Origin of the sequence: Nitrospirillum amazonense (genome assembly GCF_007828045.1) — a bacterium.
Lineage (GTDB): Bacteria > Pseudomonadota > Alphaproteobacteria > Azospirillales > Azospirillaceae > Nitrospirillum > Nitrospirillum amazonense_C.
On the sequence record NZ_VITN01000001.1, the window covers coordinates 222,399 to 245,253 of the forward strand.

Annotated in this window: 15 protein-coding genes; 13 read left to right on the forward strand and 2 right to left on the reverse strand. The window is 59.6% G+C overall.

What is annotated here, in order from left to right; translation table 11 throughout:
• Nucleotides 1-156 precede the first annotated feature (156 nt).
• From FBZ89_RS00880 to FBZ89_RS00940, 13 genes are all read left to right on the forward strand, one after another.
• Nucleotides 157-3,789 carry a glycosyltransferase gene (locus FBZ89_RS00880; protein WP_145748150.1) on the forward strand — a complete coding sequence of 1,211 codons (3,633 nt, stop codon included), beginning with the start codon at nucleotides 157-159 and terminating at the stop codon, nucleotides 3,787-3,789.
• Nucleotides 3,790-3,837: 48 nt separating this feature from the next.
• Nucleotides 3,838-5,463, forward strand: a complete 1,626-nt coding sequence (locus FBZ89_RS00885) for a hypothetical protein (RefSeq protein ID WP_145748151.1) — start codon at nucleotides 3,838-3,840, stop codon at nucleotides 5,461-5,463.
• Nucleotides 5,464-5,740: 277 nt separating this feature from the next.
• Nucleotides 5,741-7,879 carry a hypothetical protein gene (locus FBZ89_RS00890; RefSeq protein WP_145748152.1) on the forward strand — a complete coding sequence of 713 codons (2,139 nt, stop codon included), beginning with the start codon at nucleotides 5,741-5,743 and terminating at the stop codon, nucleotides 7,877-7,879.
• 243 nt (nucleotides 7,880-8,122) lie between these two features.
• The gene (rfbF, locus tag FBZ89_RS00895; RefSeq protein WP_145748153.1) at nucleotides 8,123-8,899 is read left to right on the forward strand and encodes a glucose-1-phosphate cytidylyltransferase; all 777 of its coding nucleotides are present in this window, start codon (nucleotides 8,123-8,125) and stop codon (nucleotides 8,897-8,899) included.
• A complete protein-coding gene (gene rfbG / locus FBZ89_RS00900; protein ID WP_145748154.1) occupies nucleotides 8,896-10,002 on the forward strand; it encodes a CDP-glucose 4,6-dehydratase in 1,107 nt (368 codons plus the stop codon). Before rfbF ends, rfbG begins: the two co-directional genes overlap by 4 nt.
• 36 nt (nucleotides 10,003-10,038) lie before the next feature.
• Entirely contained in the window at nucleotides 10,039-11,367 is a 1,329-nt protein-coding gene (rfbH, locus tag FBZ89_RS00905; protein WP_186457119.1) for a lipopolysaccharide biosynthesis protein RfbH, read from the forward strand.
• Nucleotides 11,318-12,319, forward strand: coding sequence for an NAD-dependent epimerase/dehydratase family protein (locus FBZ89_RS00910; protein WP_145748156.1), 1,002 nt, complete (start codon nucleotides 11,318-11,320; stop codon nucleotides 12,317-12,319). The genes rfbH and FBZ89_RS00910 overlap by 50 nt, the downstream gene beginning before the upstream one ends.
• The gene (locus tag FBZ89_RS00915) at nucleotides 12,316-12,780 is read left to right on the forward strand and encodes a GtrA family protein (RefSeq protein ID WP_145748157.1); all 465 of its coding nucleotides are present in this window, start codon (nucleotides 12,316-12,318) and stop codon (nucleotides 12,778-12,780) included. The genes FBZ89_RS00910 and FBZ89_RS00915 overlap by 4 nt, the downstream gene beginning before the upstream one ends.
• Complete coding sequence (locus FBZ89_RS00920; RefSeq protein ID WP_145748158.1) at nucleotides 12,777-13,730, forward strand: glycosyltransferase family 2 protein; 954 nt, start codon at nucleotides 12,777-12,779, stop codon at nucleotides 13,728-13,730. Before FBZ89_RS00915 ends, FBZ89_RS00920 begins: the two co-directional genes overlap by 4 nt.
• 41 nt (nucleotides 13,731-13,771) lie before the next feature.
• Nucleotides 13,772-15,517 carry a thiamine pyrophosphate-binding protein gene (locus tag FBZ89_RS00925; protein ID WP_145748159.1) on the forward strand — a complete coding sequence of 582 codons (1,746 nt, stop codon included), beginning with the start codon at nucleotides 13,772-13,774 and terminating at the stop codon, nucleotides 15,515-15,517.
• Between the two features lie 44 nt (nucleotides 15,518-15,561).
• The gene (locus tag FBZ89_RS00930) at nucleotides 15,562-17,865 is read left to right on the forward strand and encodes a DUF7024 domain-containing protein (protein ID WP_145748160.1); all 2,304 of its coding nucleotides are present in this window, start codon (nucleotides 15,562-15,564) and stop codon (nucleotides 17,863-17,865) included.
• A 205-nt stretch (nucleotides 17,866-18,070) separates the two neighbouring features.
• On the forward strand, nucleotides 18,071-19,321 hold the full coding sequence (locus FBZ89_RS00935; RefSeq protein ID WP_145748161.1) for an acyltransferase family protein: 1,251 nt from the start codon (nucleotides 18,071-18,073) through the stop codon (nucleotides 19,319-19,321).
• Nucleotides 19,322-19,375: 54 nt separating this feature from the next.
• Entirely contained in the window at nucleotides 19,376-20,653 is a 1,278-nt protein-coding gene (locus tag FBZ89_RS00940; RefSeq protein WP_145748162.1) for an acyltransferase family protein, read from the forward strand.
• Nucleotides 20,654-20,667: 14 nt separating this feature from the next.
• On the opposite strand, the gene FBZ89_RS00945 is transcribed toward FBZ89_RS00940, so the two are convergent.
• Both FBZ89_RS00945 and FBZ89_RS00950 read right to left on the reverse strand, forming a co-directional pair.
• A complete protein-coding gene (locus tag FBZ89_RS00945) occupies nucleotides 20,668-21,486 on the reverse strand; it encodes a hypothetical protein (RefSeq protein WP_246171968.1) in 819 nt (272 codons plus the stop codon).
• A gap of 16 nt (nucleotides 21,487-21,502) precedes the next feature.
• On the reverse strand, nucleotides 21,503-22,573 hold the full coding sequence (locus FBZ89_RS00950; RefSeq protein WP_145748163.1) for a class I SAM-dependent methyltransferase: 1,071 nt from the start codon (nucleotides 22,571-22,573) through the stop codon (nucleotides 21,503-21,505).
• Nucleotides 22,574-22,855 lie beyond the last annotated feature (282 nt).

Below are 22,855 nucleotides of genomic sequence, written 5' to 3' on the forward strand. Positions count from 1 at the left end.
AGCGTTCTCTGATACCCGCCCATATCGCAAGGGATGATAGAGGAAGCTTGCTAGATAGCTTCCTTATGTATTGACAGGACGGATGGCCCAGCATAGCGCTGCCCGAAGTTCATACCAACGACCATACTTGCCGTTGACCCAACAGGGGATTTTCGATTGTACCGGAATACATTTACGAAACTCGCCCGCCGAATCCCTTATGCGCAGGCCGCAGCACAGCAAGTGCGCGCTTTGTTTCGGGGCACGACTTCGAATGCGCCCGAGTTGTCCGCTGACTATACGCTGGTGGCGTCGTCCCCCCTGTTCGACAAAGCCTGGTACCTGTCGGCTTATGCCGATGTCGCGGCCGCCGATCTTGACCCCCTGCGCCATTACCTTGAGCATGGCGCCCAGGAAGGGCGGCTACCAGGGCTCAGCTTCGATGGCAGGCGGTATTACGCAGCCAATCCGGACGTGGCGGCGGCGGGCATCAACCCCCTTGTGCACTATCTTCGGCATGGCATCGCCGAAGGGCGGCTGCTTGCGCCCTTGCCGACCAAGAACACCACGGGCTGTAATCGCGCGGCACCGGCTTATTGGTACCATGTCGGTGACAGCATAGACTGGCTGGAAGTCCACAAGCGCATTACGGGAGTGGGCCGGGTGTCAATCGAGTTATTGTTCTCTTTCATCGACAACCCCGTCGCCGCCACAGTCATCCCCTGCGTCTTCGGCGAGTCTGAATCCGGTGTCGTCCCAGCAACGGCGGATGACGTCGAATTGCTCGCGAAGAGGACCGACCGCTCCCTGGCGAACCAACCCCTTCTGTCTGCGACGGCGACCAAGCACAACCCCAAATCGCCCGTTCCGGGTGATCATATCTTTTTCACGGGCCTGGTCTGGACCCCACTCTACACGGAAAAGTTTAGACGCTTGCAGGCCGTGGGCGTGGATTACAGCGTCCTGGTGCACGACGTCATTCCCTTGGAAGAACCGGCACTGGTCGGCGTGGATTATCACGAGGCGTTCTCGGAATGGCTATCGACGGTCCTGACAGGCGCCAGTGTCGTTTACGTCTCCAGCGACTACACCCGGCAGAAAATCTTCCGTTTCGCCGTCTTGCGGAAGATCAAGGTCAAGCCAGCCATCATCGTGATCAAATTTGGCCTGCGGGCAATCGGCGCACAGGCCGGCAAGGATACGTCCCAAGACAGGGCAGGCTTGGCGGCGGTAGATTGGCGTGGCTTCGTGCTGTCTGTCGGCACCATCGATGAGCGCAAGAACCAAATCTTCCTGTGCCGTTTATGGAGAAAGCTGGCCGACGCCTTGGGCGAGGAAACTTTGCCCCAGTTGGTTCTGGCCGGCCGCGATGATTTGAAGGTGGCTCAGGTCGACGACATCGCCGCCATGGTGGCCTCGGGGAAAATCCTGATCCTCGAAAACATGACGGACGCGCAGATCAGCGGACTGTACCGGCATTGCCTGTTCACCGCGTTTCCGTCGACCTGCGAAGGGTACGGACTGCCTGTGGCGGAGAGCCTGGTCTATGGCAAGCTGTGCTTGTGCTCCGACCTGCCGGAGATTCGGGCGCACGCGGGAGATTTCGCTTGGTACTTCCCGGCGTCGGACATGGATGCGGCGCTCGCCCTGTTCACCCGCGCTCTTGGTGACCAGGCGGCCTTACAAGCTGCGGAAGATCATATCCGCGACGCCTTCGTTGTCCCCCAGTGGCATGAAACGTTCCTTGATATGCTGGACGCGGCAGCGCACGCGCTTCAGTCGCCGGTAGTTCTCCCGACGCCCATCGCCGCCTCCTTCCCGGGAGCGCGTGAAATCGACGTGTCGACGACCCTTGCCAAGGCCGCTCGCTACTGCACAGATCAGGAGCCGGAGGTTTCCATCCTGATCATCAACTGGAACGCGGCGGCACTGACACTGGAATGCTTGCGCCAGATATGGTCCCAGACAGAGGGCCATACCTATGAGATCATCATCGCCGACAATGGCAGCGCGCCGACCGACGTGGCCATGCTGCGCAATTTGGGGCCAGGCGTGCGCCTGCTGGCCCTGGGCACCAATCGCTACTTCGGTGAAGCCAACAACATCGCGGCGGAGGCCGCACAGGGCCGCTATGTCTGCCTGCTGAACAATGACGCCTTCGTCCAGCCGGACTGGCTCACTGCCTTGGTGGCCCCCTTCCAGGTGGACACGGCGGTCGGGGCGACCGGGCCGCTGTTCCTCTATCCTGATGGCGTGGTCCAGGAGGCTGGGGGGATTATCGACGCAAACGGCTATCCCATCCGCCTGGGCCGGGGCGACAAGACTCCCTCTCTGGAACTGCTGAAGCCGAAGTTCGTCAATTACATCTCGGCTGCAGCGCTGATGATCCCGCGCGATATCTTCATGGAAGTTGGAGGCTTCGACCTCGCCTATGAACCCGCTTATTACGAAGATACCGATCTGTGCATGAAGATCCAGGCGATGGGGTATAAAGTGCTCTACTGCCCAGACGCCCAGGTCATCCATATCGAGGGGGCGGCCGCCAATGGCGACACCGCCGCCGAAGCGCGCCGCAAGGCCTTGGGCGACTTGAACCGCGATAAATTCCTTGCCCGGTGGGGTAGATATCTGAAGACCCGCCGCCAGTCGCATCTGATACCCGTGCGCCACCAATTCCTGCCGTCCGCCCCCCTTCTGCCGGCACTCGCGACGGGGGCGGCACGGCCCAAGGCTGTGGTCTACACCCCTTATGAACTGACCCCTGGCGGTGGGGAGCGGTTCCTGCTGACTTTGGCGATGACGTTGAGCGAACAATACGCCGTCACCGTGGTCACGCCGTGGCGGTACAGCCGGCTGCGGCTGCGCAACCTGGGTTGCGAGTTCGATCTGGACCTGTCGCGCTTGGACGTCATGACCGAGGCGGAGTTCCAGGAAGCGGACCAACCTGATCTGATGGTCACGCTGGGCAACCATATCATTCCCACGGCCCCCGCGCGCGGCAAGGCCAACATTTATATCTGCCAATTCCCGTTTCCGATGCACCAGCCTGTGGGGCCGGCTGATCGGGAGGTATTCGCTGGCTATCAGAAGATCGTCGTCTATTCCAACTACACCAAGTTTCACATCTTCGCGAACCTGAGCGCTTATCAATTGCCTGACCGCCCGGTCGAGGTGCTCTATCCACCCGTCCCGCTATTCAAGGCGCGCCCCGCCACCAAGAAGCGCATGATCCTGACGGTCGGACGTTACTTCGTCGGTGGCCACTCCAAGCGCCATGATGTGCTGATCGACATCTTCAAGAAGATCGCCCCCCAGTTCAGCGAACCGGTGGAGTTGCATGTCGCCGGTTCGTCGATGCCAGGTGCCGCGCATATGGATTACCTGGCTCAGTTGCGGGCAGCCGCCGTGGGCCACCCCATCCATATTCACGTCAACGTATCGGCGGAAATGTTGCAGGACCTTTACCATAACGCCACCGTCTACTGGCACGGTACAGGCATCGGTGCCGACCTGAGCCAGGAACCGGGCAAGGCCGAGCATTTCGGCATCACCGTGGTCGAGGCCATGTCGGCGGGTACCGTACCCTTCGCGTTGAACTCCGCAGGACCGCGGGAGATTATCACCGATGGGGAGACTGGTTTTCTTTACGATACCACCGAGACGCTGGCGGAGAAGACACTCACCCTGTTCTCGAAATCCAATACCGACCAGCTATCGCAAATGGGGGCGGCCGCCACTGCGCGGGCACAGGCTTTCTCACAGCAGGTTTTCGTCGAGAACGTCAAGAAATTGGTGAGCAGCATCGTCTAAATGTGACACTGCTCACGTATACCGCTATTTGGAATAGAAAGAACTTAAATGTCCGTTCACGCTGAAACCAATGGCGTATTCGTTGCCCTGCGATGGCTTCAGAAACTCGGTTACCTAACTCTTTCGGTCGTCGGGTTCGCTATATTCGCCGCCAGCCTGGCCCCCGATGGAACGCCGGACTTTCGTATTTACCACCATTACAATGGCTTTGCAGCTTTGCATGATCGGTCCGCACTGGATATTGCGGCGGCCCAGATGCAGACCTTCTTCTTCCCTGGGTTAGATAGTGTTTACTACCTTGTCTTCGAGGCGCTCAACCAGCAGCCGAGGCTGCTGAACGCTCTCTTGTCCATTCCCTACGGCATCGCCGCCTTCTTGGTCTTCTCCATGGCTCGGCTGTTCGTCGGCACGCGATCGATCATTACCGATCTCCTCTGCGCGGCCGTGGCGGTTATGGGCCTAACGGGGGCCGGCGGCCTGCCCACCATCGCCACGACAATGTCGGACATCGTCCCGGGCCTCCCCTTCCTGGTCGCACTCACCCTGTGGCTGCACCTCGAAGCGAAGGGCCGTCATAATCTCCGCTCCTCCTTCGCGCTTGGCCTCTGTGCGGGCGTCTCCGTGGGTCTCAAACTGACTTTGTCGCCGATTTTCGTGGGCTTGTTCGTGGCCATCGCGCTTCGCGGGGGACTGTCGCGGGCAAGAGCCGGTGCGCTGCAGGCCTTCGTTTTCGGCTTGGGTGGTCTTCTGACCTTTGCCGCCATTGACGCCAGTTGGTTGCTCGGGAACTGGACGACCTACGGCAACCCCCTCTTTCCCTTCATGAATCACGTCTTCAAATCGGATTACGCGGACCATTCGCCGTGGACGGACCTGCGTTTTATGCCGCGCACGCTCAAGATGGCCGTATTCTATCCGGCATATTGGGCCTTTCTCACCACGAATCTGGCCATTGAGCTCAACATGCGGGATGGCCGGATCATGGCCGGGATCCTAGGCGCCATCATCCTGCTCACTTCCTGTCTTGTGTACCATCTCCGTAATCCAAAGCCGTCTGATCGAAACGGCGTCATCAGCGCCAGCATCGCCTTGGCCATTGTTGTGCTTATTGCCTATGGCCTGTGGGAAAAGCTTTGGTCGATCTATCGCTATCTGTCCGTGGTCGAAACTCTGACCGGCGTGACGCTGCTTGCTGGGCTGGCACAATTGGCCAGCGTCTGGAAGAAGGAACATTGGGCCTTCCTTGCAACAGCTGCCGTGATCGTGGCCATCATGACGACGACCCAGTACCCATGGTGGAGTCGGGCGGCCAAGGGGGACTTGGCTCTGTCGGTCAGCCTGCCCGCCATGGAACCAGATGCCATGGCCCTCTTCCTTGACCCTTATGCCTATTCCTATCTGGTGCCAACCTTCCCCAGCACCGTAAAGGTCGTGGGTGCCAACACCAACTTTATCCGCCCGGGAAGCTGGGGTAAGATGCAGGCCAAGGCGGAGACGGCCATCAATGGCCACCAAGGTCCCTTCTGGGGCTTCGAATACCCAGAGGCCTTCCCTGGTGAAGCCGACAAGACGCTGGCATTCTATAATCTCGAACGGGATGGGGAGTGCGCGCCTGTGGTTTCCAACATCGACGATCGTCCCCTCCTGCGCGCCTGCCACCTTAAGCGAAAGTAAGATCAGGCCCGCAGAAACTGCCGCCGGGGAACGTGATGGCCAAGCGCCTGCTTCACCACACCCCAAGGACACGATCCAAAGCTGGAACCGAAAGAATCCCCTTGATGTCCGGAAGCCATGGTCATCAAGGGGAGACAATCGATGAACGTGATGGTACTGCCAAGGGCATGGAAGCGCGGATATGGGAGGGCTCTCATCTGCGCCTAAAGTCAATGGTCGAGGTCGGAAGCCCGCTGAGACGGAAGAATGTGTTCCGCAGACCACTGGAGCGAGACACTTGAGTCAAAGATCGGAAAATCTTCCATTTATTAAAAAAAAGCCCGAATCACAAATTCCGGCCATCATTAAATTTCGAGAGAATGCCCTGGAAATTCGAGCACAAAATAATAATATTGCATTATTATTCTTCATTATTATTTCAGTATTTGTTGCATTTTTACTGACGAAGTTGCATCAAGTCATTTTTCCACCCAACAGTATTCAGTATGATCTCGTATTAAAGCAATATCACAGACTTCTAAATCCCGAGCCGACAGAAAGATTTGTTTTTCTATCTCTGTCAGCGCTGGCAATTTTAGCCTCTGTGTCCATATTTCTTATACCATCTCCCAATTTCAAAATCTTCAAGAGGCGAAATCTCAGCGCTATTTTAATTATAAATTCCATTCTCGCCATAATTGTCATAGCCGGACTGTCGAGATTTGACTTTGGCCGCTCTCTCTTTTTGAATGGGCCCGCCCCCCTACAGCCCACCCTTATCCGGCTGCTGGGCTGCGTCGTGGCGGCGGTCGTCCTACTCCTGGCCCTTTTTCGACTGCCGCCGGCCTTCATAACGACTCAGCACCGGCTCGCGAGCGCGCTGGGCTGGGGAATTTTCCTGTCGGCCATGATCCTGCAAATCACCGCGTGGCGGTTGTTCAGCGAAGCATCGATGCGGGAAACCAGCCCATGGTCAACCTCCATGGACGCGTTCATCTATTCCATATCGCAGGTAATCTTCGGGAAAACCGTCCTAGTCAATTTTCCAGCGCAGTACGGTTTATCTGCGGAGCTCATTGGCGGGTTCTTACGCCTCTTCCCTTTCTCCATTCTGGCGTTCTCACTCGTCTTCTGCGTCATGCAGGTGGTTTCGCTGGCCGCCGTCTTTCATGCCTTCGCCAAGGAGACCCGTGTTTGGGTGCTTCGCCCCTTGTTCGGTCTCGCCCTGGTCTTGGTGACCTTCGCTTCAGTCATCATGATCAATGGCGTCGATGAATATTATCTTCAATATTGGCCTTTGCGATTCATCTGGCCGGCCCTGTCCATTTTTGCCCTACAGGCCTATAAATCCGCCCCTGATCTTCGCCACGCGGCGGCAGTGTCGGTGATCGCCGCCATCGGGACTATCTGGAATATCGAATCAGGACTGCCCATCGCGATCGGCTTCGCTGCCTTGCTGGTGACGAAGTGGGCTTTCAACCTGGGTTCGCGCGAGGCGCGATCAATCGCCCTTAGACGCCACCTGCTGCGGGCGCTGTTGCAGCACGGCATCCTGTTCATTGCTTTCGCCGCCGCAATGGCTGTTTACATCAGTGCCAAGGCGGAGCATCCCCCCCATTGGGGCTGGCTTGTCGAATACCAAAAGCTTTTCTATGGACTGGGCGTCGCAATGCTGCCGATGCCCCTCACCATCACAACTCCGTGGATGAGTGTCCTGGCGCTCTACCTGCTCGGCCTCCTGATGGCCGCCTCGGCCTGGCGCCGGACGCCATGCACGCGGGGGTATGACCTGATTTTCTTTGTCGCGGTGCTCGGCTGGGGACTATTCACCTATTACCAGGGCCGATCCCATATTCTGAACCTTATCAACGTTTGCTGGCCCGCCATCCTGCTCGCCACCATCCTGACCGACCGCGCGATCCGCTTCGTCAGAACGCGTCGGCTGAGTCGGCCCCATCTGATTCTGCCCGCGATCGCGATCGCGGGCCTGTTCTACACCGCCCTGCCATTCGTGCAGAACCTGGGGCTGCTTTGGCAAAACACCCTCACGGTGATCGACACCTGGGGCCAGGCGGCCTCACCCTTGGTCAGTGATGAACTCGCCTTCATCCGCGAGCATACCGTCCCAGGCCAGGCCTGCGTTTTGCTCACCCGCCGGCAGGGCTTGTACTATGCCGCCGCCGGCCTGGGAAACCCGATTGATGGACCTGGTTATTCCGAGATGCTGACGATTAAAGACCGCGACGCCTTGATGGCCCAGTTGAATACCCGGCGCTTTGACTGTGTGTTCATTGGCATGGGGAAGGACAGCGAACAAAATCTGGATACGGACGTGTCCGCGCCGTTCCGCGACTACGAAACCGTCGCGACCAATGCCAAAGGCACGTTGCACTTCCTCAAACCCAAGAAAGCGATCGCCCCAGAAGACCGGCTGTAAAGCCTCGCCTTTCGCCCCTCGAGTGCCGACCTCAAATATGTTAACCGTTATATAGGGGCATGAGTTTCCGCCCCATTCCATCCCCAACCCTGGCGGCACCATCGGCGCCGGGGCGGGCACGACGAATAAGGCATATGAATGATTGCAGATTTTGCGCCTACTCGGCATCGGTATATATTTTTGCAATAAAACGTCCTGAATTTTTCTAGATTTTTTCAGTTTAAGTCGCTTTGGGGGCAGTCGATGAAGGTAGTTATACTGGCTGGTGGCATGGGGACACGGATATCCGAGGAATCCCACCTACGCCCCAAGCCGATGGTCGAGATCGGCGGACGGCCAATCCTGTGGCACATCATGAAAATCTATTCGGCCTATGGATTTCATGACTTCATCATTTGCCTGGGATTCAGGGGCTATGTCATCAAGGAGTACTTTTCCAATTACTTCCTGCACATGGCCGATGTCACCTTCGACATGGCCCGCAACCAAATGGAAGTGCATCGGGAAACGGCCGAGCCTTGGCGGGTGACGCTGGTGGATACCGGTGCCACCACCAATACCGGTGGCCGCCTGAAGCGTGTCCAGGAATACGTGAAGGATGAGCCCTATTTCGCCATGACCTACGGTGATGGCGTATCCGACATCGACATCGCTGCCCTCGCCGCCTTCCACACCAGCCACGGCAAGCTGGCCACCATCACTGCGGTCCGTCCGCCCAGCCGGTTCGGCGTTCTGGATATCGATGGCGAGAATCAGGTGCGCTCCTTCCGCGAGAAACCGGCCAACGAAATCGGCTGGGTCAACGGCGGCTTCTTCCTGCTGTCGCCGCAAGTGATCAACTTGATCGACGGCGACACCTCGGTCTGGGAACATGAGCCGCTGGAAGCCCTGGCGGAGCAACGCCAGCTCAACGCCTTCCATCACGAGGGTTTCTGGCAGCCGATGGACACGTTGCGGGACAAGAATTTCCTGGAAGACCGGTGGGCCAGTGGCAAAGCGGAGTGGAAGGTCTGGCCATGAGTTCACAAGCTGGAAGCGGGCTGCGCGGTTCCTGGGCCACGGCTTGGCGGGGACGTCGTGTCCTTCTGACTGGTCACACCGGTTTCAAGGGCAGTTGGATGAGCCTCTGGCTGGCAGGGCTCGGTGCCCGGGTTACCGGCTTTTCCCTGGCGCCCCCCACCGAACCCAACCTGTTCAGCCTGGTTGGGGCTGCTGCCGATGTCGACAGCGTCATCGGCGACATCCGCGACCTGCCGGCGCTGGAGGCAGCCGTGGCGCGGGCCCGGCCGGAGATTATCATCCACATGGCGGCACAGTCGGTGGTCCGCGCCTCCTATACCGATCCGCTGACCACATATTCGACCAACGTGATGGGCACGGCCAACCTGCTGGATGTGGCGCGCCGCTGCCCGGACGTGCAGGCCATCTTGGTCGTCACCAGCGATAAATGTTACGAAAACCGCGAACAAATATGGGCCTACAGGGAACATGACCGCATGGGCGGGCACGATCCCTACAGCAACAGCAAGGGATGTGCGGAACTGGTCGTGGCCGCTTTCCGTGACTCCTACTTCCGCAAGGCCGGCGTGGCCGTGGCGACCGCCCGGGCGGGCAACGTCATCGGCGGTGGCGACTGGACGGCCGACCGCCTGGTGCCCGACGCCATGCGCGCCTTTCTAGCCCGCCGCACGCTGGACATCCGCAACCCGATCGCCGTGCGTCCCTGGCAGCATGTTCTGGAACCACTGCAAGGCTACCTGCTGCTAGGTGCCCGCCTTCTGGGAGATGAGGCTGGGGCCTATGCCGGGGGGTGGAATTTCGGGCCCGGGCACGACAGCAACCAGCCGGTATCGGATGTGGTCGATGCGTTGGCGGCATGCTGGGGCGGCGGCGCCACTTGGCGGCAGGTGGGCGACCCCGCTGACCTGCACGAAGCCACCCTGCTGCATCTGGACTCCACCAAGGCCAACATCAAACTGGGCTGGACCCCCGTCCATACCTATAAGACGGCAGTGGCGTTGACGGTCGATTGGTTCAAAGCCTATGAAGCCGGGGCCGACCTGCGCGCCATCACCCAAGCGCAGATCGAGGCTTACATGAACCATCATCCGCGCGCGGCCTAGGGTTTGGCGTTTCCGTGTGGGCAAAGGACCGAGGTAATGTCTGGCTCTGCTTCCAATTCCAAGGCATCGGCCCTGCGCGAGCAGATCCTGGACCTCGTGCGGGACTATTACGACTTGGTCCACGCCCCCGGCCCCTTCATCCGGGGAGACTCGCCGGTACCCGTATCCGGACGAGCCTATCAAGCCCAGGATATGCAGTTCCTGGTCGACAGCGCGTTGGATTTCTGGTTGACCACCGGTCGCTTTAACGATGCCTTCGAGCGGCGCCTGGGCGAGGTTCTGCAGCGCAAGCACGTGTTGACGGTGAATTCGGGATCGTCGGCCAACCTGGTGGCGTTCGCGGCCCTGACATCGCACCTCCTGAAGGATCGCGCGCTGAAGCCGGGCGATGAAGTCATCACCTGTGCCACCGGCTTTCCGACCACGGTCAACCCCACCTTGCAGTTCGGCTTGGTCCCGGTCTTCCTCGACATCGACATCCCAACATACAACATTGACGTCACCCGCCTGGAAGAAGCGGTAACCCCCCGGACCCGGGCCATCATGCTCGCCCACACCCTGGGCAACCCTTTCAATCTCGACGCGGTCATGGCGGTCGCCCGCAAGCATGACCTCTGGGTCATCGAGGATTGTTGCGACGCGCTGGGGGCAACCTATGAGGGCCGGCCGGTCGGCACCTTCGGCGACGCCGGCACGCTCAGCTTCTATCCGGCACACCACATCACCATGGGCGAGGGGGGCGCGGTGTTCACCGACCGGCCCTTGCTGCGCCGGGCCATGGAATCCATTCGCGACTGGGGTCGCGACTGCTATTGCCCGCCAGGGCGGGACAACACCTGTGGCAAGCGTTTCCAGTGGCAACTGGGCCAATTGCCGGAAGGCTACGATCATAAATACATATATTCCCACCTGGGATACAATCTGAAGATCACGGACATGCAGGCGGCCGTCGGGCTGTCGCAACTGGATCACCTGGACGGCTTCATCGCCGCGCGCCGGCGCAACTTCACCCTATTGAAGCAGGGCCTGGCCGATTTGCAGGATGCGCTGATCCTACCCGAGGCGACACCCAAAGCCGAACCGTCCTGGTTCGGCTTTCCCATCACCCTGCGGGACGACGTCCCCTTCAGCCGGCGCGACTTGGTCGTCCACCTGGATGCGCACAAGATCGGCACCCGCCAATTATTCGGCGGCAATCTGCTGCGCCAACCTTACATGGCCGGACGGCCCCATCGCGTGGTCGGCACCCTTTCCAATAGCGACGCCGTGATGAACCGGACCTTCTGGATCGGCGTCTACCCCGGCTTGGGCAAGGATGCCGTGGAATACGCCATCGACACCATTCGCACCTTTATTCGCCGCTAAAAAGCGCAACCTGGGGGCCCGTCCCGTGCGTATAGCCATCACCGGAGCCGGCGGCTTCCTCGGCGCCCCCCTGGTCCGCCTTCTCGCGGCGCGGGGGGACGCGGTGGCGGCGATCGTGCGTCCCGGTACCACCCAGGACCGACTGCCGGATTTGGCGGGCGCGATGCGGATCATCGAGGGCGACCTCGATACGATCGGCGCCCTGGAAGCACCGCTAGCGGACTTCCGCCCCGACGTCCTGGTTCACGCCGCATGGGCCGGGGTAGGTGCCCAGGATCGTGACCGACCCGGCCAGTTGCGCAATGTGGTCGCGGCGGGGGAGTTGGCCGCCCTGGCCGGCAGGCTGGGGGCATCCACCTTCATCGGCATCGGTTCCCAGGCGGAATACGGTCCCGTCAGCGGGCGGACAGATGAGGCGGTACCCGCCCGGCCCGTGACCTTGTACGGCATCGCCAAGCTTTCGGCCGCGCTGGCCACGCAACGCATCTGCGCCCAGGCCGGCTTGCGTTGGGCTTGGCTGCGCGTGTTCTCCCTCTTCGGCCCACGCGACAATCCCCAGTGCCTGATCCCCGCGCTGATCGAGCAGATCGGGCGGGGGCAGCGGCCGCAGCTGACCGCCTGTACCCAGCGCTGGGACTATCTTTATGTGGAGGATGCGGCGGCGGCCGTGGCCGCGGTGGCGCGCACGCCCAGCGCCGCCGGGCTGTTCAACCTTGGCTCCGGCCGGGCGCCACCGTTGCTTGAAACGGTTATCCACCTGCGCGACCTTCTTGATCCGACAGTTCCGCTGGGCGTTGGGGAAATCCCCTACGGGCCCAATCCCGTGATGCACCTGGAAGCAGATATCGGCCGCTTGACCGCTCTGACGGGTTGGCGGCCGACCTTAACCTTGGGGGACGGCCTGCGTGCAACCATCGCTTGGCATCGCAATCTGGTAAGTAGAACGCCATGAGGCAACAGTCCACGACCAGCCTCAACCTGCCGCCTTGGCTGCGGAAACATCTGCCCGCCAGGCTCGGTCTGGCTCTTCGGAACGAAAATGATGAGCGACTAGGGGACTTCATACGCTTCGTGCTGGTGGGCGTGTTGAACACGCTTTTCGGCTATGGTGTTTTCGCCGTGGGGATCTTGACAACGGGCGATCATCGCCTGGCCTTGACGGCGGCCAACGTGATTGGAGTTGCATTCAATTTCCTGACCACCGGCCGCCTGGTTTTCGGTAGTCAGCGCATCCATCGTTTGCCACTGTTCATTGGGGGCTACATCGTTTGTTTTATTGTCAATCTTGAGGCGCTGGAGTTGACGCATGCCGCCGGGGTCCCCTCATTGCTGGCACAGGTTTTATTATTGCCCATCATGGTAATTTTGTCCTTCATCATCAATAAATTCATTGTTTTCAGGAGAGGTAATTGAAAAGAGTTTCCATCGTCACCCCCTGTTACAATGAGGAAGCGGGCATTGCGGAATGTCACGCGACAATTAAGGCCATCTTCGACAAGCTGCTTCCAGGATATGAGCGTGAGCACATCTTTTGTGACAATGCTTCCACGGACAGAACGCTTGAAATTCTAAAGGATATCGTGGCGCACGACCCATGCGCCCGCATCATTGTCAATGCCCGTAACTTTGGCCCACTGCGCAACAACTACAATGGCGTGATGGCGGCCACCGGTGATGCGGTATTGCTGTTCATGCCGGCCGACCTTCAGGATCCGCCGGAACTCATTCCCGAATTCGTCGCGCTATGGGAGCAGGGATATGAGATTGTCTACGGCATCCGCGCCACGCGGGAAGAAGGGTGGACCATGCGCTCCGTGCGCACGCTGTACTACAATCTCCTGACGCGGTTTTCCGACATCGCCGTGCCGCCCGGCGTCGGTGATTTCCAGTTGGTCGATCGCCGGGTGGTGGAAGCCATGCGCCAAATCCGGGATAATTATCCCTTCATGCGCATGATGACCTTCGAATGCGGTGGCCGCGCCGTCGGCATCCCTTATCGCTGGCGTGCGCGCAAACACGGCGTCTCCAAGAACCGGCTCTCCGCCTTGTTCGATCAGGGAATGAACGGCATCATAACCTTCACCACCGCCCCCCTGCGGTTCGCCTTGATCACCGGCTTCTTGGCAGCCACCCTCAGCCTGGTCTACGCGGTCGTGAACCTGCTGTTCGGCCTTATTTTCTATCACAAGCTGGCGGAGCCAGGCATCCTGACCCTTATCGTCGCCGCCTTTTTCTTCGGCGGGGTGCAACTGTTCTTCATGGGCCTGATCGGCGAATATGTGTTGGCCATATATGCCCGGGTCAGGGACAAACCGGCGGTTTTCGAACGGGAACGCATCAACTTCACCGGCCCCGACGCCTGACTGACGCCACGCCAGCCGCCCCTCCAGAAGCAGATAGCGACATGACCGGAGCTGAGTATATCGCCGCCTTCCTGGCCAGCAAGGGTGTCAGGCACGTCTTTCTCATGACCGGTGGGGCGGCGACCTTCATGATCGACGCCATCGGGAACCGGGACGACATCGACTACATTTGCATGCAGCATGAGCAGGCGGCGGCCATGGCCGCGGATGCCGTGTGGCGCACGGACGGTGCCCTGGGCGTGGCCATGGCCACATCGGGACCGGGGGCTACCAACCTGTTGACCGGCATCGCCTGCTCCTATTTCGATTCCATCCCGGCCCTGCACATCACGGGTCAGGTCAACATGAGGGAAAGCGCGATGCTGGGTGGGGCCTCTCCCCGCCAGATCGGCTTCCAGGAGACAAAGATCGTCGAGATGGCCCGCCCCATCACCAAATACGCGGTGCAGGTGCGGACCGGTGAGGAGTTGCGTGAAGAGCTGGAAAAAGCCTACCGCATCGCCATGAGCGGCCGCATGGGACCGGTATTAATCGACGTGCCCATGGACTTGCAACAAGCCGAGGTGGGGCATTTTTCCCCAGCGCTGACACCGGAGCCCACCGCCGCCGACCCAGCGGCGATAGCGGCGGCGGCGGCAGCCGTCAATCAGGCCTTGGCCGAGGTGACGCGTCCCCTGATCTATTGGGGGGCGGGCGTGGGCCTGGCCGGTGTCGCGCCCGAGGTCGAGCGTTGGGTGCGGGCCACGGGCGTGCCCATGGTATCCAGCTGGAACGGCGCCACATATTTCGATCATGACCTTCCAGGCTTTTGCGGCACCGTGGGCGTCTACGGTAATCGCGGTGGCAATTTCCTTGTCCAGAACTGCGACTTACTGCTGGTGTTGGGCAGCCGCCTGGACAATCGCCAGCGGACTGGGAACACACGCAATTTCGCGCCGTCCGCTCGCGTCGTGGTGTTGGACGTTGACGTTGAGGAACTGGCTAAATATCAGGCGGACGGTTACGTCGCCGTCCCGCTGGATTTCAGGGACCTGCCCGCCGTCCTGGATCAGGTAAGGCTACCCCGTCCCAGCAATGCCTGGCTGAACCACGTCGCCCTGATGCGGGAACGCTACCTCGGCAAGCACGCCGGGCGGACCGCCATCAGCGGCGCCCAGTCGCCTTATGCGGTGATCCAGCGCATCAATCGGCTGGTCGACCACGATGCCATTATCGCCAACGATACCGGCGCCGCCTTGTGCTGGTTTTTTCAGACGTTCCATCGCACAGGCCAGACCATTTTCACCGCAGGTGGCAACTCCCCCATGGGATATTCCCTGCCGGCCGCCATCGCCGCCAAGCTGACGGCGCCAGATCGCCAAGTGATTTGTTTCAGTGGAGATGGCGGCTTCCAGTTGAACCTGCAGGAACTGCAGACGGCCGTGCACTATGAACTCGACATCGCCATTGTCATCCTGAACAACGGCGGCTACGGCATCATCAAGCAATTCCAGGACGCCTACATGCAGGGGCGCTATCACGCCACCGGCGTCGGCTACAGCCAGCCGGACTTCGGCAAGATCGCATACGCCTATGGCCTTGATTACCACCGCATTGAGCGACCAGACCAGATCACGCCTGAAATGTTCACTCATAAGGGCCTGCGAATTCTGGACGTGATTCTTGAAGAACGGACCACCATCGAGCCCAAGGCGGAAATGGGCCGCCCCATCAATGACCAATTCCCTTACCTCGACGAAGCGGAGTTGGCCGAAGGAAACGCCTTTATCGACTATAAGCGGCACTGAGGGGCAGCAGCGTCACGTGCCCCGCTCCCCTCTCAGGAATACAGATGATGCAGAGACTGGTTGACCGCCCGGCGGCGGCCCCCGCCGCGGGCATGAATCCGGCCTTCAACTCGCAGGCATTTCTGCGCGAGTGGCGGATGTGGGCGGCCGGCGCCGTCGTGGCCTATCTCCTCGCGAACCTGTTGATCGCGGGTTGGCCGCATCTGTTCATCCCAGACTTGTCGCATCCCTATTTCAATGAGGGCGACGGCCTGTTCAACGCCGCGCTGATTCAGCGGGTGATGGAGGGATGGGTTTATTCCAATCCCCGCGTTGGCTATCCATTCGATTCCAGCCTGCTGGACTATCCGAACTCCGACACCCTGAATTTTGTTCTATTGAGACTATATGGCATTATTACCGGAAATTTTTTTGGTGCCATGAATCTCTTCATAATTTTCAGCTTCCCTCTTTCTTTCATCTCCGCATATTGGGCAGGAAGACACTTCGGTGTCCGCGACACTCTAGCCGTCATGATGGCGTTCCTTTTTGCCTTCATGCCGTTCCCGTTCACACGATTCAATCACATCTTGCTCCTTTCTTACTTCACCGTTCCCATATTCTTCTACTTCGGCAATCAGATCGTTCACATGTCGGCACCAACGCGGGCCGCCACCAGCCGGGCGGGGCGCTTGCTGCCGTACGGCATCGGCGTGCTGTCTGCGTCCTTCGGTCTCTATAACGCCGCCTTCGGAATGATCCTATTGGCGACGGCGGCGCTGTTTTCGGTGCTGATGAACCGTAGTTTGGCCGGCGCGCGGTACGCGGCCTTGCTCATCCTTGGCATCGGCATCGGCATCGGCCTGAATGTAGCGCCCAACGTGGTGCATCGGATGGAGGTCGGCGCCAACACGACGGTGGCAGCTCGCAGCCCGGTGGAATCGGAAATCTTTGGGCTGAAACTGATTCAAATGCTGTATCCGCGATACCATCATCGGGTACCGGCCTTGGCGTCCATGACCGAACGCTATGAGGAGGGCCGGCCGCTGGTGAACGAGAATCACTCAGCGGCCCTGGGGATGATCGGCAGCCTGGGATTCTTGGCCTTGGGTGCCGTGATCGCCGCGGCGCTGGCCCGCCGCCCGGTCGACCCTCGACTTTCCTTCTTGTCCCTGACGGTTCTTATCCTGTTCCTTTTCGGAACCATCGGCGGACTTGGTGCGATCTTCGCAGACCAGATCTCCCCGCTTGTCCGCGCTTGGAACCGCATCAGCGTCTTCATTTCCTTTGGCGCGCTCACCAGCTTCACCTTGCTATTACAGGCCGGCTTGGAGCGGTGGCTGGCGGAACCGCGACTGCGCCAGGTGGCGTGGGTCGCCGCCGGCGCACTGACGGTCATCGGCATCGCAGACCAAACCCCCGCGGTCTGCGTTCCCTGCAACAACGAAGCCCGCGCCAAGTTTGAGGAGGAACGTGCCTTCGTGCAGGCTATCGAGCAGGCGGTGCCCGCAGGAAGCCCCATCTACCAACTGCCCTTCATGAGCTTCCCTGAAGCGCGCCCCCGCCATAAATTGCTGGACTATGCCCTGGCCAGCGGCTTCGTCAATTCCCGGACACTGCGGTGGAGTTACGGCGGCATGATGGGGCGGGCGGGCGATTTGTTCTATCAGTCGCTGGCCGAACAACCGGTGGAGCGCCAGTTGAGCGTCCTGCGCCGGCTTGGTTTTGCCGGCATCTACCTCGACCGCCGAGGTTACCCCGATGGGGGCAACGACATCATCGGCCAACTGACTCGGCTATTGAAGAGCGGGCCGCTGCTCACCCGGGATGATGGCGCCATCCTATTCTTTCGGTTGGACACCCCTGCTGTCGATCTGACCGGCCTTTCCCCAGGGCAGATCATGGAACGCGCGGGATACAGGGTCGACACGCGCGGCCGCTACATGGCCGACCTGTCGGAAGGCCTGTCATTCTCGCAATCGATCTGGCCTAGCTACATCAAGGACATTCAAGGCCTTTCCATGGTCGAGTCATGGGGTCGCTGGTCCAATGCAGACACCACCCCAACCGTTCGTATTCTCTTCAGCGATCCCTTGCCGGCCGAATTCACCCTGGTTCTGTCAGCACAAGCCTTCGGGCCTAATGCGGACGCGCCGACCCTGGTGCGCATCGGTGAGCACAGCTATCCCATCACCATAGGGCCTGCGGCGGCGGAGTATCGCATCGCCGTCTCGCTCGGCGCGGAGAAGAGCACGACCATTGAAATCGTGCCTCCCAAACCGATCTCGCCCAATGAGCTTGGAATAAACGACGACCCGCGCCGTCTCGGCATCGGGCTGATCCAGCTGCGGATTGAGACGAAACCTTGATGGCGCGCATGGGGATGGAATCGACCCGATGCGGCAGGCGGCCGGCGCCACGGCGCCATCGCCCATAAAATTTCTTCTTTCCAAACACTTACAGCCGACCCTTGAAAACGGGCAAGCTGTCACCCGCCGGCAATGATTCCGTTCGGGAAAATCAATGCTTTTAAGCGGGTTTCCTTAATCGCGCATTTCCCTTAATAGTTAAGTCATGGAAAATGCAGCGCATCACAAATCATCACATTTTCTTTTTCTTGAGGGAATTCGAGGTATAGGGGCCGTCCAGGTTCTCCTAAACCACTATGCCTCGGCCTTCCTTCCAGCCATTGTTGGGCTTCCTGGATTGACTCATTTCCCCTGGGAAATATCGCTGGCCAATTCGCCGCTCTCTTTCCTGACGAGTGGAGGGACCGCCACCTACGCGTTTTTCACGATGAGCGCATTCGTCCTAACCCAGTCCTATTTGGAGACAAGTTACACCGTCACCCAACGGATCTTGCAACGCGCCATCCGGCTTCTTGCACCGGCCATCGCCTCGTGGGTGGCGGCCCTGGTTCTGTTGGCCATCCTGCCGCAACCTCGGGCGTGGGTAGCGCCCTATGTTTCGCCATGGGCGAGGCAACGCTACGCGGAGGCCATGACCTTGCCGGCGCTGGCAAAGGACATGATCCTCAATTCCATGCTGCTCGGTTACGAAGGTGCCTCACTGTTCGATTTTGCGAACGCCAAGACTCACCTCCTCGTTGCTCGCCTGACAGAAAGCCTGAACCCCCCCTTATGGTCCCTGCACGTGGAGTTTTGGGGGTCACTTCTGGTGCTGTTGATGGCCCGATTATACCAAGCCCTTCCACGCCCCTGGTTCTGGGGGGTTTTCACGGCAACGCTGCTGGTAACGGGAACCAGCCATTACACTTTGTTCCTGCTGGGAGTCGCCGGCTATCTAGGGCGTCACCGGATGCTGGCACTGCGCGGCACCGCCCCAGCCTTGATGGGGACGACGCTGATCGCGGCGGCGGTGTTTCTTAGCACGCGAGCCGCATCCTTTCCCTTTGACAGTTGGGTGGTGGCGGCGCGGAGTGTGAGCCTCCTTGAGGCACCCGGCGGCAAATGGTTGCAGAACGAAGTGGCGGCGACGCTGCTGATGGCGGGTATTCTGATACAACCGAGAATAAGGCACATATTGGCCGCCCCTTGGCTGGTGTGGCTGGGGCATCGTTCCTTTGGCCTGTATCTGGTGCACTTTCCCCTGCTGTTCACCGTCGGTTTCGCCATCTTCTCCGTGCTTCTGGCCTATCTGTCGCAAGGAACCGCGCTCTTCCTGACCGTCGCGCTTGGCGGCAGCCTGTCGCTGGCCGCCGCGACGCTGTTCGAGCGATGGATCGACCGGCCCGCCATACGCCTCAGTCGCAAGATGCTGCGTCCCAAACCATCCTCCGCGCCACTGGAAACCGCCGCGGAATAAACAACGGCCAGCCGGCGGGTCCTCGCCGTTGGGGCTTCTTTCCTGGAGTGGCTTATGCCCGCCAATATGGAAGACGAAACGCATCAAGGATCACAAAATTTCACCTTCCTTGAGGGAATTCGTGGTCTTGGATGCCTTCAGGTCATGTTGATCCACTACCTGTCCGCATTCCTGCCGCCCTTGGCTCATGTTCCAGGGCTCCCACATTTTGACTGGGAAGTGCCGCTGGCCAGGTCCGAAGCCTTCGCCCTATTCAATGGCACCGTCACCGTCTTTCTTTTCTTCCAGATCAGCGCATTCGTCTTGGCTCAGTCCTACCTCAAGTTTAACCAGACCATATCCCGGCAAATACTCTGCCGGTTCGTCCGCCTGTTCCCCCCCACCGCTTTTTCCATCTTATTGGCCATTATGCTGCTGGCGCTCCTCCCGCAACCTCGGGCCTGGGTTGCGCCTTATGCCCAATCACTGTGGGCGCAACGCCTATATGTCAACCCCATGACCTTAGTCTCGCTAACCCGCGACACGTTGATGGACTCCATGCTGATAGGCTATCGCGGCGCGTCCTTATTCGATATCATCGACCCTCAGGGTGTCGTCATCAATCGACTTAACCTGAGTATGAATCCCCCTCTTTGGACACTGCATGCGGAATTCTGGGGTTCGCTTTTGGTGCTTCTATTGGCGCACCTCTACCGCCACTTACCCCGCGGGTGGTTTTATACGGTGTTCTGTGCCTTGCTGCTCGTGACGGGCACCAGCCACTTCACTTTGTTCTTGCTAGGATTCGCGACGTATCTGGCGCGCGACCTGTTGCTGACCCAGAAGGGACTCGCCGCAACGGCGGCAGGTCTCATCCTACTCACCATAGGGTTCTTTATCGCCGGATTGCCTACCTCCCTCTCCTTCGACCAACTACTGGAGGCCGCCCAGCATATCAGCTTGCTGCAAGCCACCGCAGGCGTGCGCCTACAGGCCGAGATCGCGGCGGTACTGGTGATGGTCGGCATCCTGGTTTTACCAGGTCTGCGGCGTAAGCTGTCCGCGCCCTGGGTGGTGAGGATAGGCCGCTGCTCTTTTGGTCTCTATCTGGTGCACTTTCCCTTGCTGTTTACTGTGGGCTTCGCGATCTTTAATTTGTTCCACTGGTACTTCCCCTACGGCGTTACCTTCATTATAACAGCCATACTGAGTGGCAGTCTGTCCGTGGCCGTGGCGAAACTGTTCGAGATATATATCGACCGACCGTCCCTACAACTCAGCCGCCGGCTGAGGACACGGGCGACTCCCCGCCCCATCACTGGAACGGCCGGCTCGGAATTCCCGCAAAGATGATGCAGGCAACCCCATCAAGAAAACAAGGCTTCGACGACGCGGGGCGAAGCCTTGTGCCCATACGCGGAATAAAGATGATACCGGGGTGGAACATGGATGTCGCGAATATCGGCCGGCACCTCTGGGAACCGATCCGCAAAATCCTTCCGGACGAAAAAAGCGTTCGCACCCGAATATGCATTGCAGCAAACCAGGACGTATCCAAATATTGAAAATAAATCGACAAAATTCTGCAAGGCGGCGCCAAAGTAATCATCGCCACCCCAGCGATGATCCGGATTATAAGCGATCTGAAATTTCGCCGGAGGGAGGAACTTCGCGTTATATTCAGCGATGAAAATCTTGGGAAGAACGCCACCGTTCAGCAGGGCTTCCGCGATGTAGATGTCATTGCCGTCAAGGTCGAGTGATATGAGGTCAACGGCCCCCGTTCCGATCGCCGCCATCCCCGCCTCGGCATGGCAAAGGACGTTGTTGCGCGTGATCCAGTCCCGGATATAGGTCAGCCGAGGCAGCGGCGTCGGATCGAAGACAAGTTCCTGCCCCCCCACCCAGAAGCCGCGCCAGCCCAGGCCACCTAGGATGATGGTGTTGTTCTCCAAGCCATTGCCGACACCGAATTCGGCAAACGTTCCGCAGGACAGATTCAGCCTGCGCACCAGTTCCAGCGTGATCCCGTCTTCATCCGATTGGGAGAAGCCCTTGCGGCCAAACCTGTTCAAGGGGTTGGGGTGGACCGCCTGGAACCTTATGTTGGCGTCCTGGACCAGGATGTCCTTGAGCTGGCTCGTGGTCCGCTGCAAGGTGGCCACAGCGTCGTGAAGCTCTTCCATATTGCCCCCTTTTCGATCACGACCGGCCAGTCGCGGGCCGGCGCCATGGATTTATCCGCAATAAACGGCGCAGAGCACCGCCGCGGGGCCGCAGCCGCACCTTTACGAGGGCCACTGTCAGCACGCCAAAATCCTTGTCGAAGGAATCGCGCACCGGCAGCATCTCGACCACATAACGCGGGTCACGCGCCAGACGCTCAACCAGGCTGTTGCAGCCCAGACCATCAAGCTCCTTGACCTTGTTCAAATAACAGTCATCGAAAATCACGACCGTCTTTTCGGACATGAGGGGCGCGACATTGTCCCAATCTGACTGAATAGTCTCTTCACTATGGCCGCCATCAATGAAGACGAAGTCGATGGGCCCAGCATCCGGCGATTGCCGGAATGCCTTCAGCGTGTCCTGGGTGTATCCCTGTATAAGCAGATGGTTTTGATTAAAAGCCGACAGCGCACCGCCGATTTCAGCACGAGACAGCGGATATTTTGAGAATTCCTTCTCATGAACCTCCGGCGTCATTTCCTCGAACAGATCAAATCCGACGTAACGCAGAGCCCCGGTCCGGGCGGGCGTGCGTCCCCCGGCCCGGATCATATCCGCAGCGTTCCGGCCATCGAACACCCCGATTTCCAGAATGGACCGCGGCCGCAACGCCAACAGGCATTGCAGCAACTGGCCATATCGCCGCGGGCGCCGGTCACGAATGGTAGCCAGGACCTGGTTGAACGCATCCAACTCTTCGGCATCCTGGGGGGTGGGAACGAGCAGGCGTGGCGGAACCCGCCGTTTGAAGACCGTGGTCCCGCGCTCATCAGGGAAAAGCTGCAGATGACGCTTGGCGGCCAGGCCCAGCAGATGCGCATCGCCCGCCCGGGCCGCCGCCTCAACCAGCAGACGGCCGGCTTCCGGCACCGCCCCGGCGCGGGATGTCGCCGCTATCGCAAACTCCACTCCCGCCTGATGGTCGCCTTGCGACAGGCGCAACTTCGCCTTAGCCGACCACGCCTCCGCCTCATCCGGATCCGCGACAATGCGGGCATCGTATTCACCTTCCGTGGACATCGTTTCCACCAGGCCAAGTGACATCAAGATTCGGCATTCCTTGTTCAATCCGGATGCTAGGTGCCCTGTACGACCCGGTGCTGGACGGCGAAAGAGGCAAGCTGTCGAGAAGTGGCGAGATTTGCTAATAATGTCAACGCCTGGGCGTTCGGCACTGGCCTGCCCATTGCCATGCGTTTGCACGTCGGTTCAACATTTGACAATGCTGTCGCAGTTGACGCACACAATGGCGCTGACACCCTAACCCTTTGCCCTGTCGCGACAGCAGATAAATTCGGCCACCCCTTCTGCGCAGTAAATACGGGA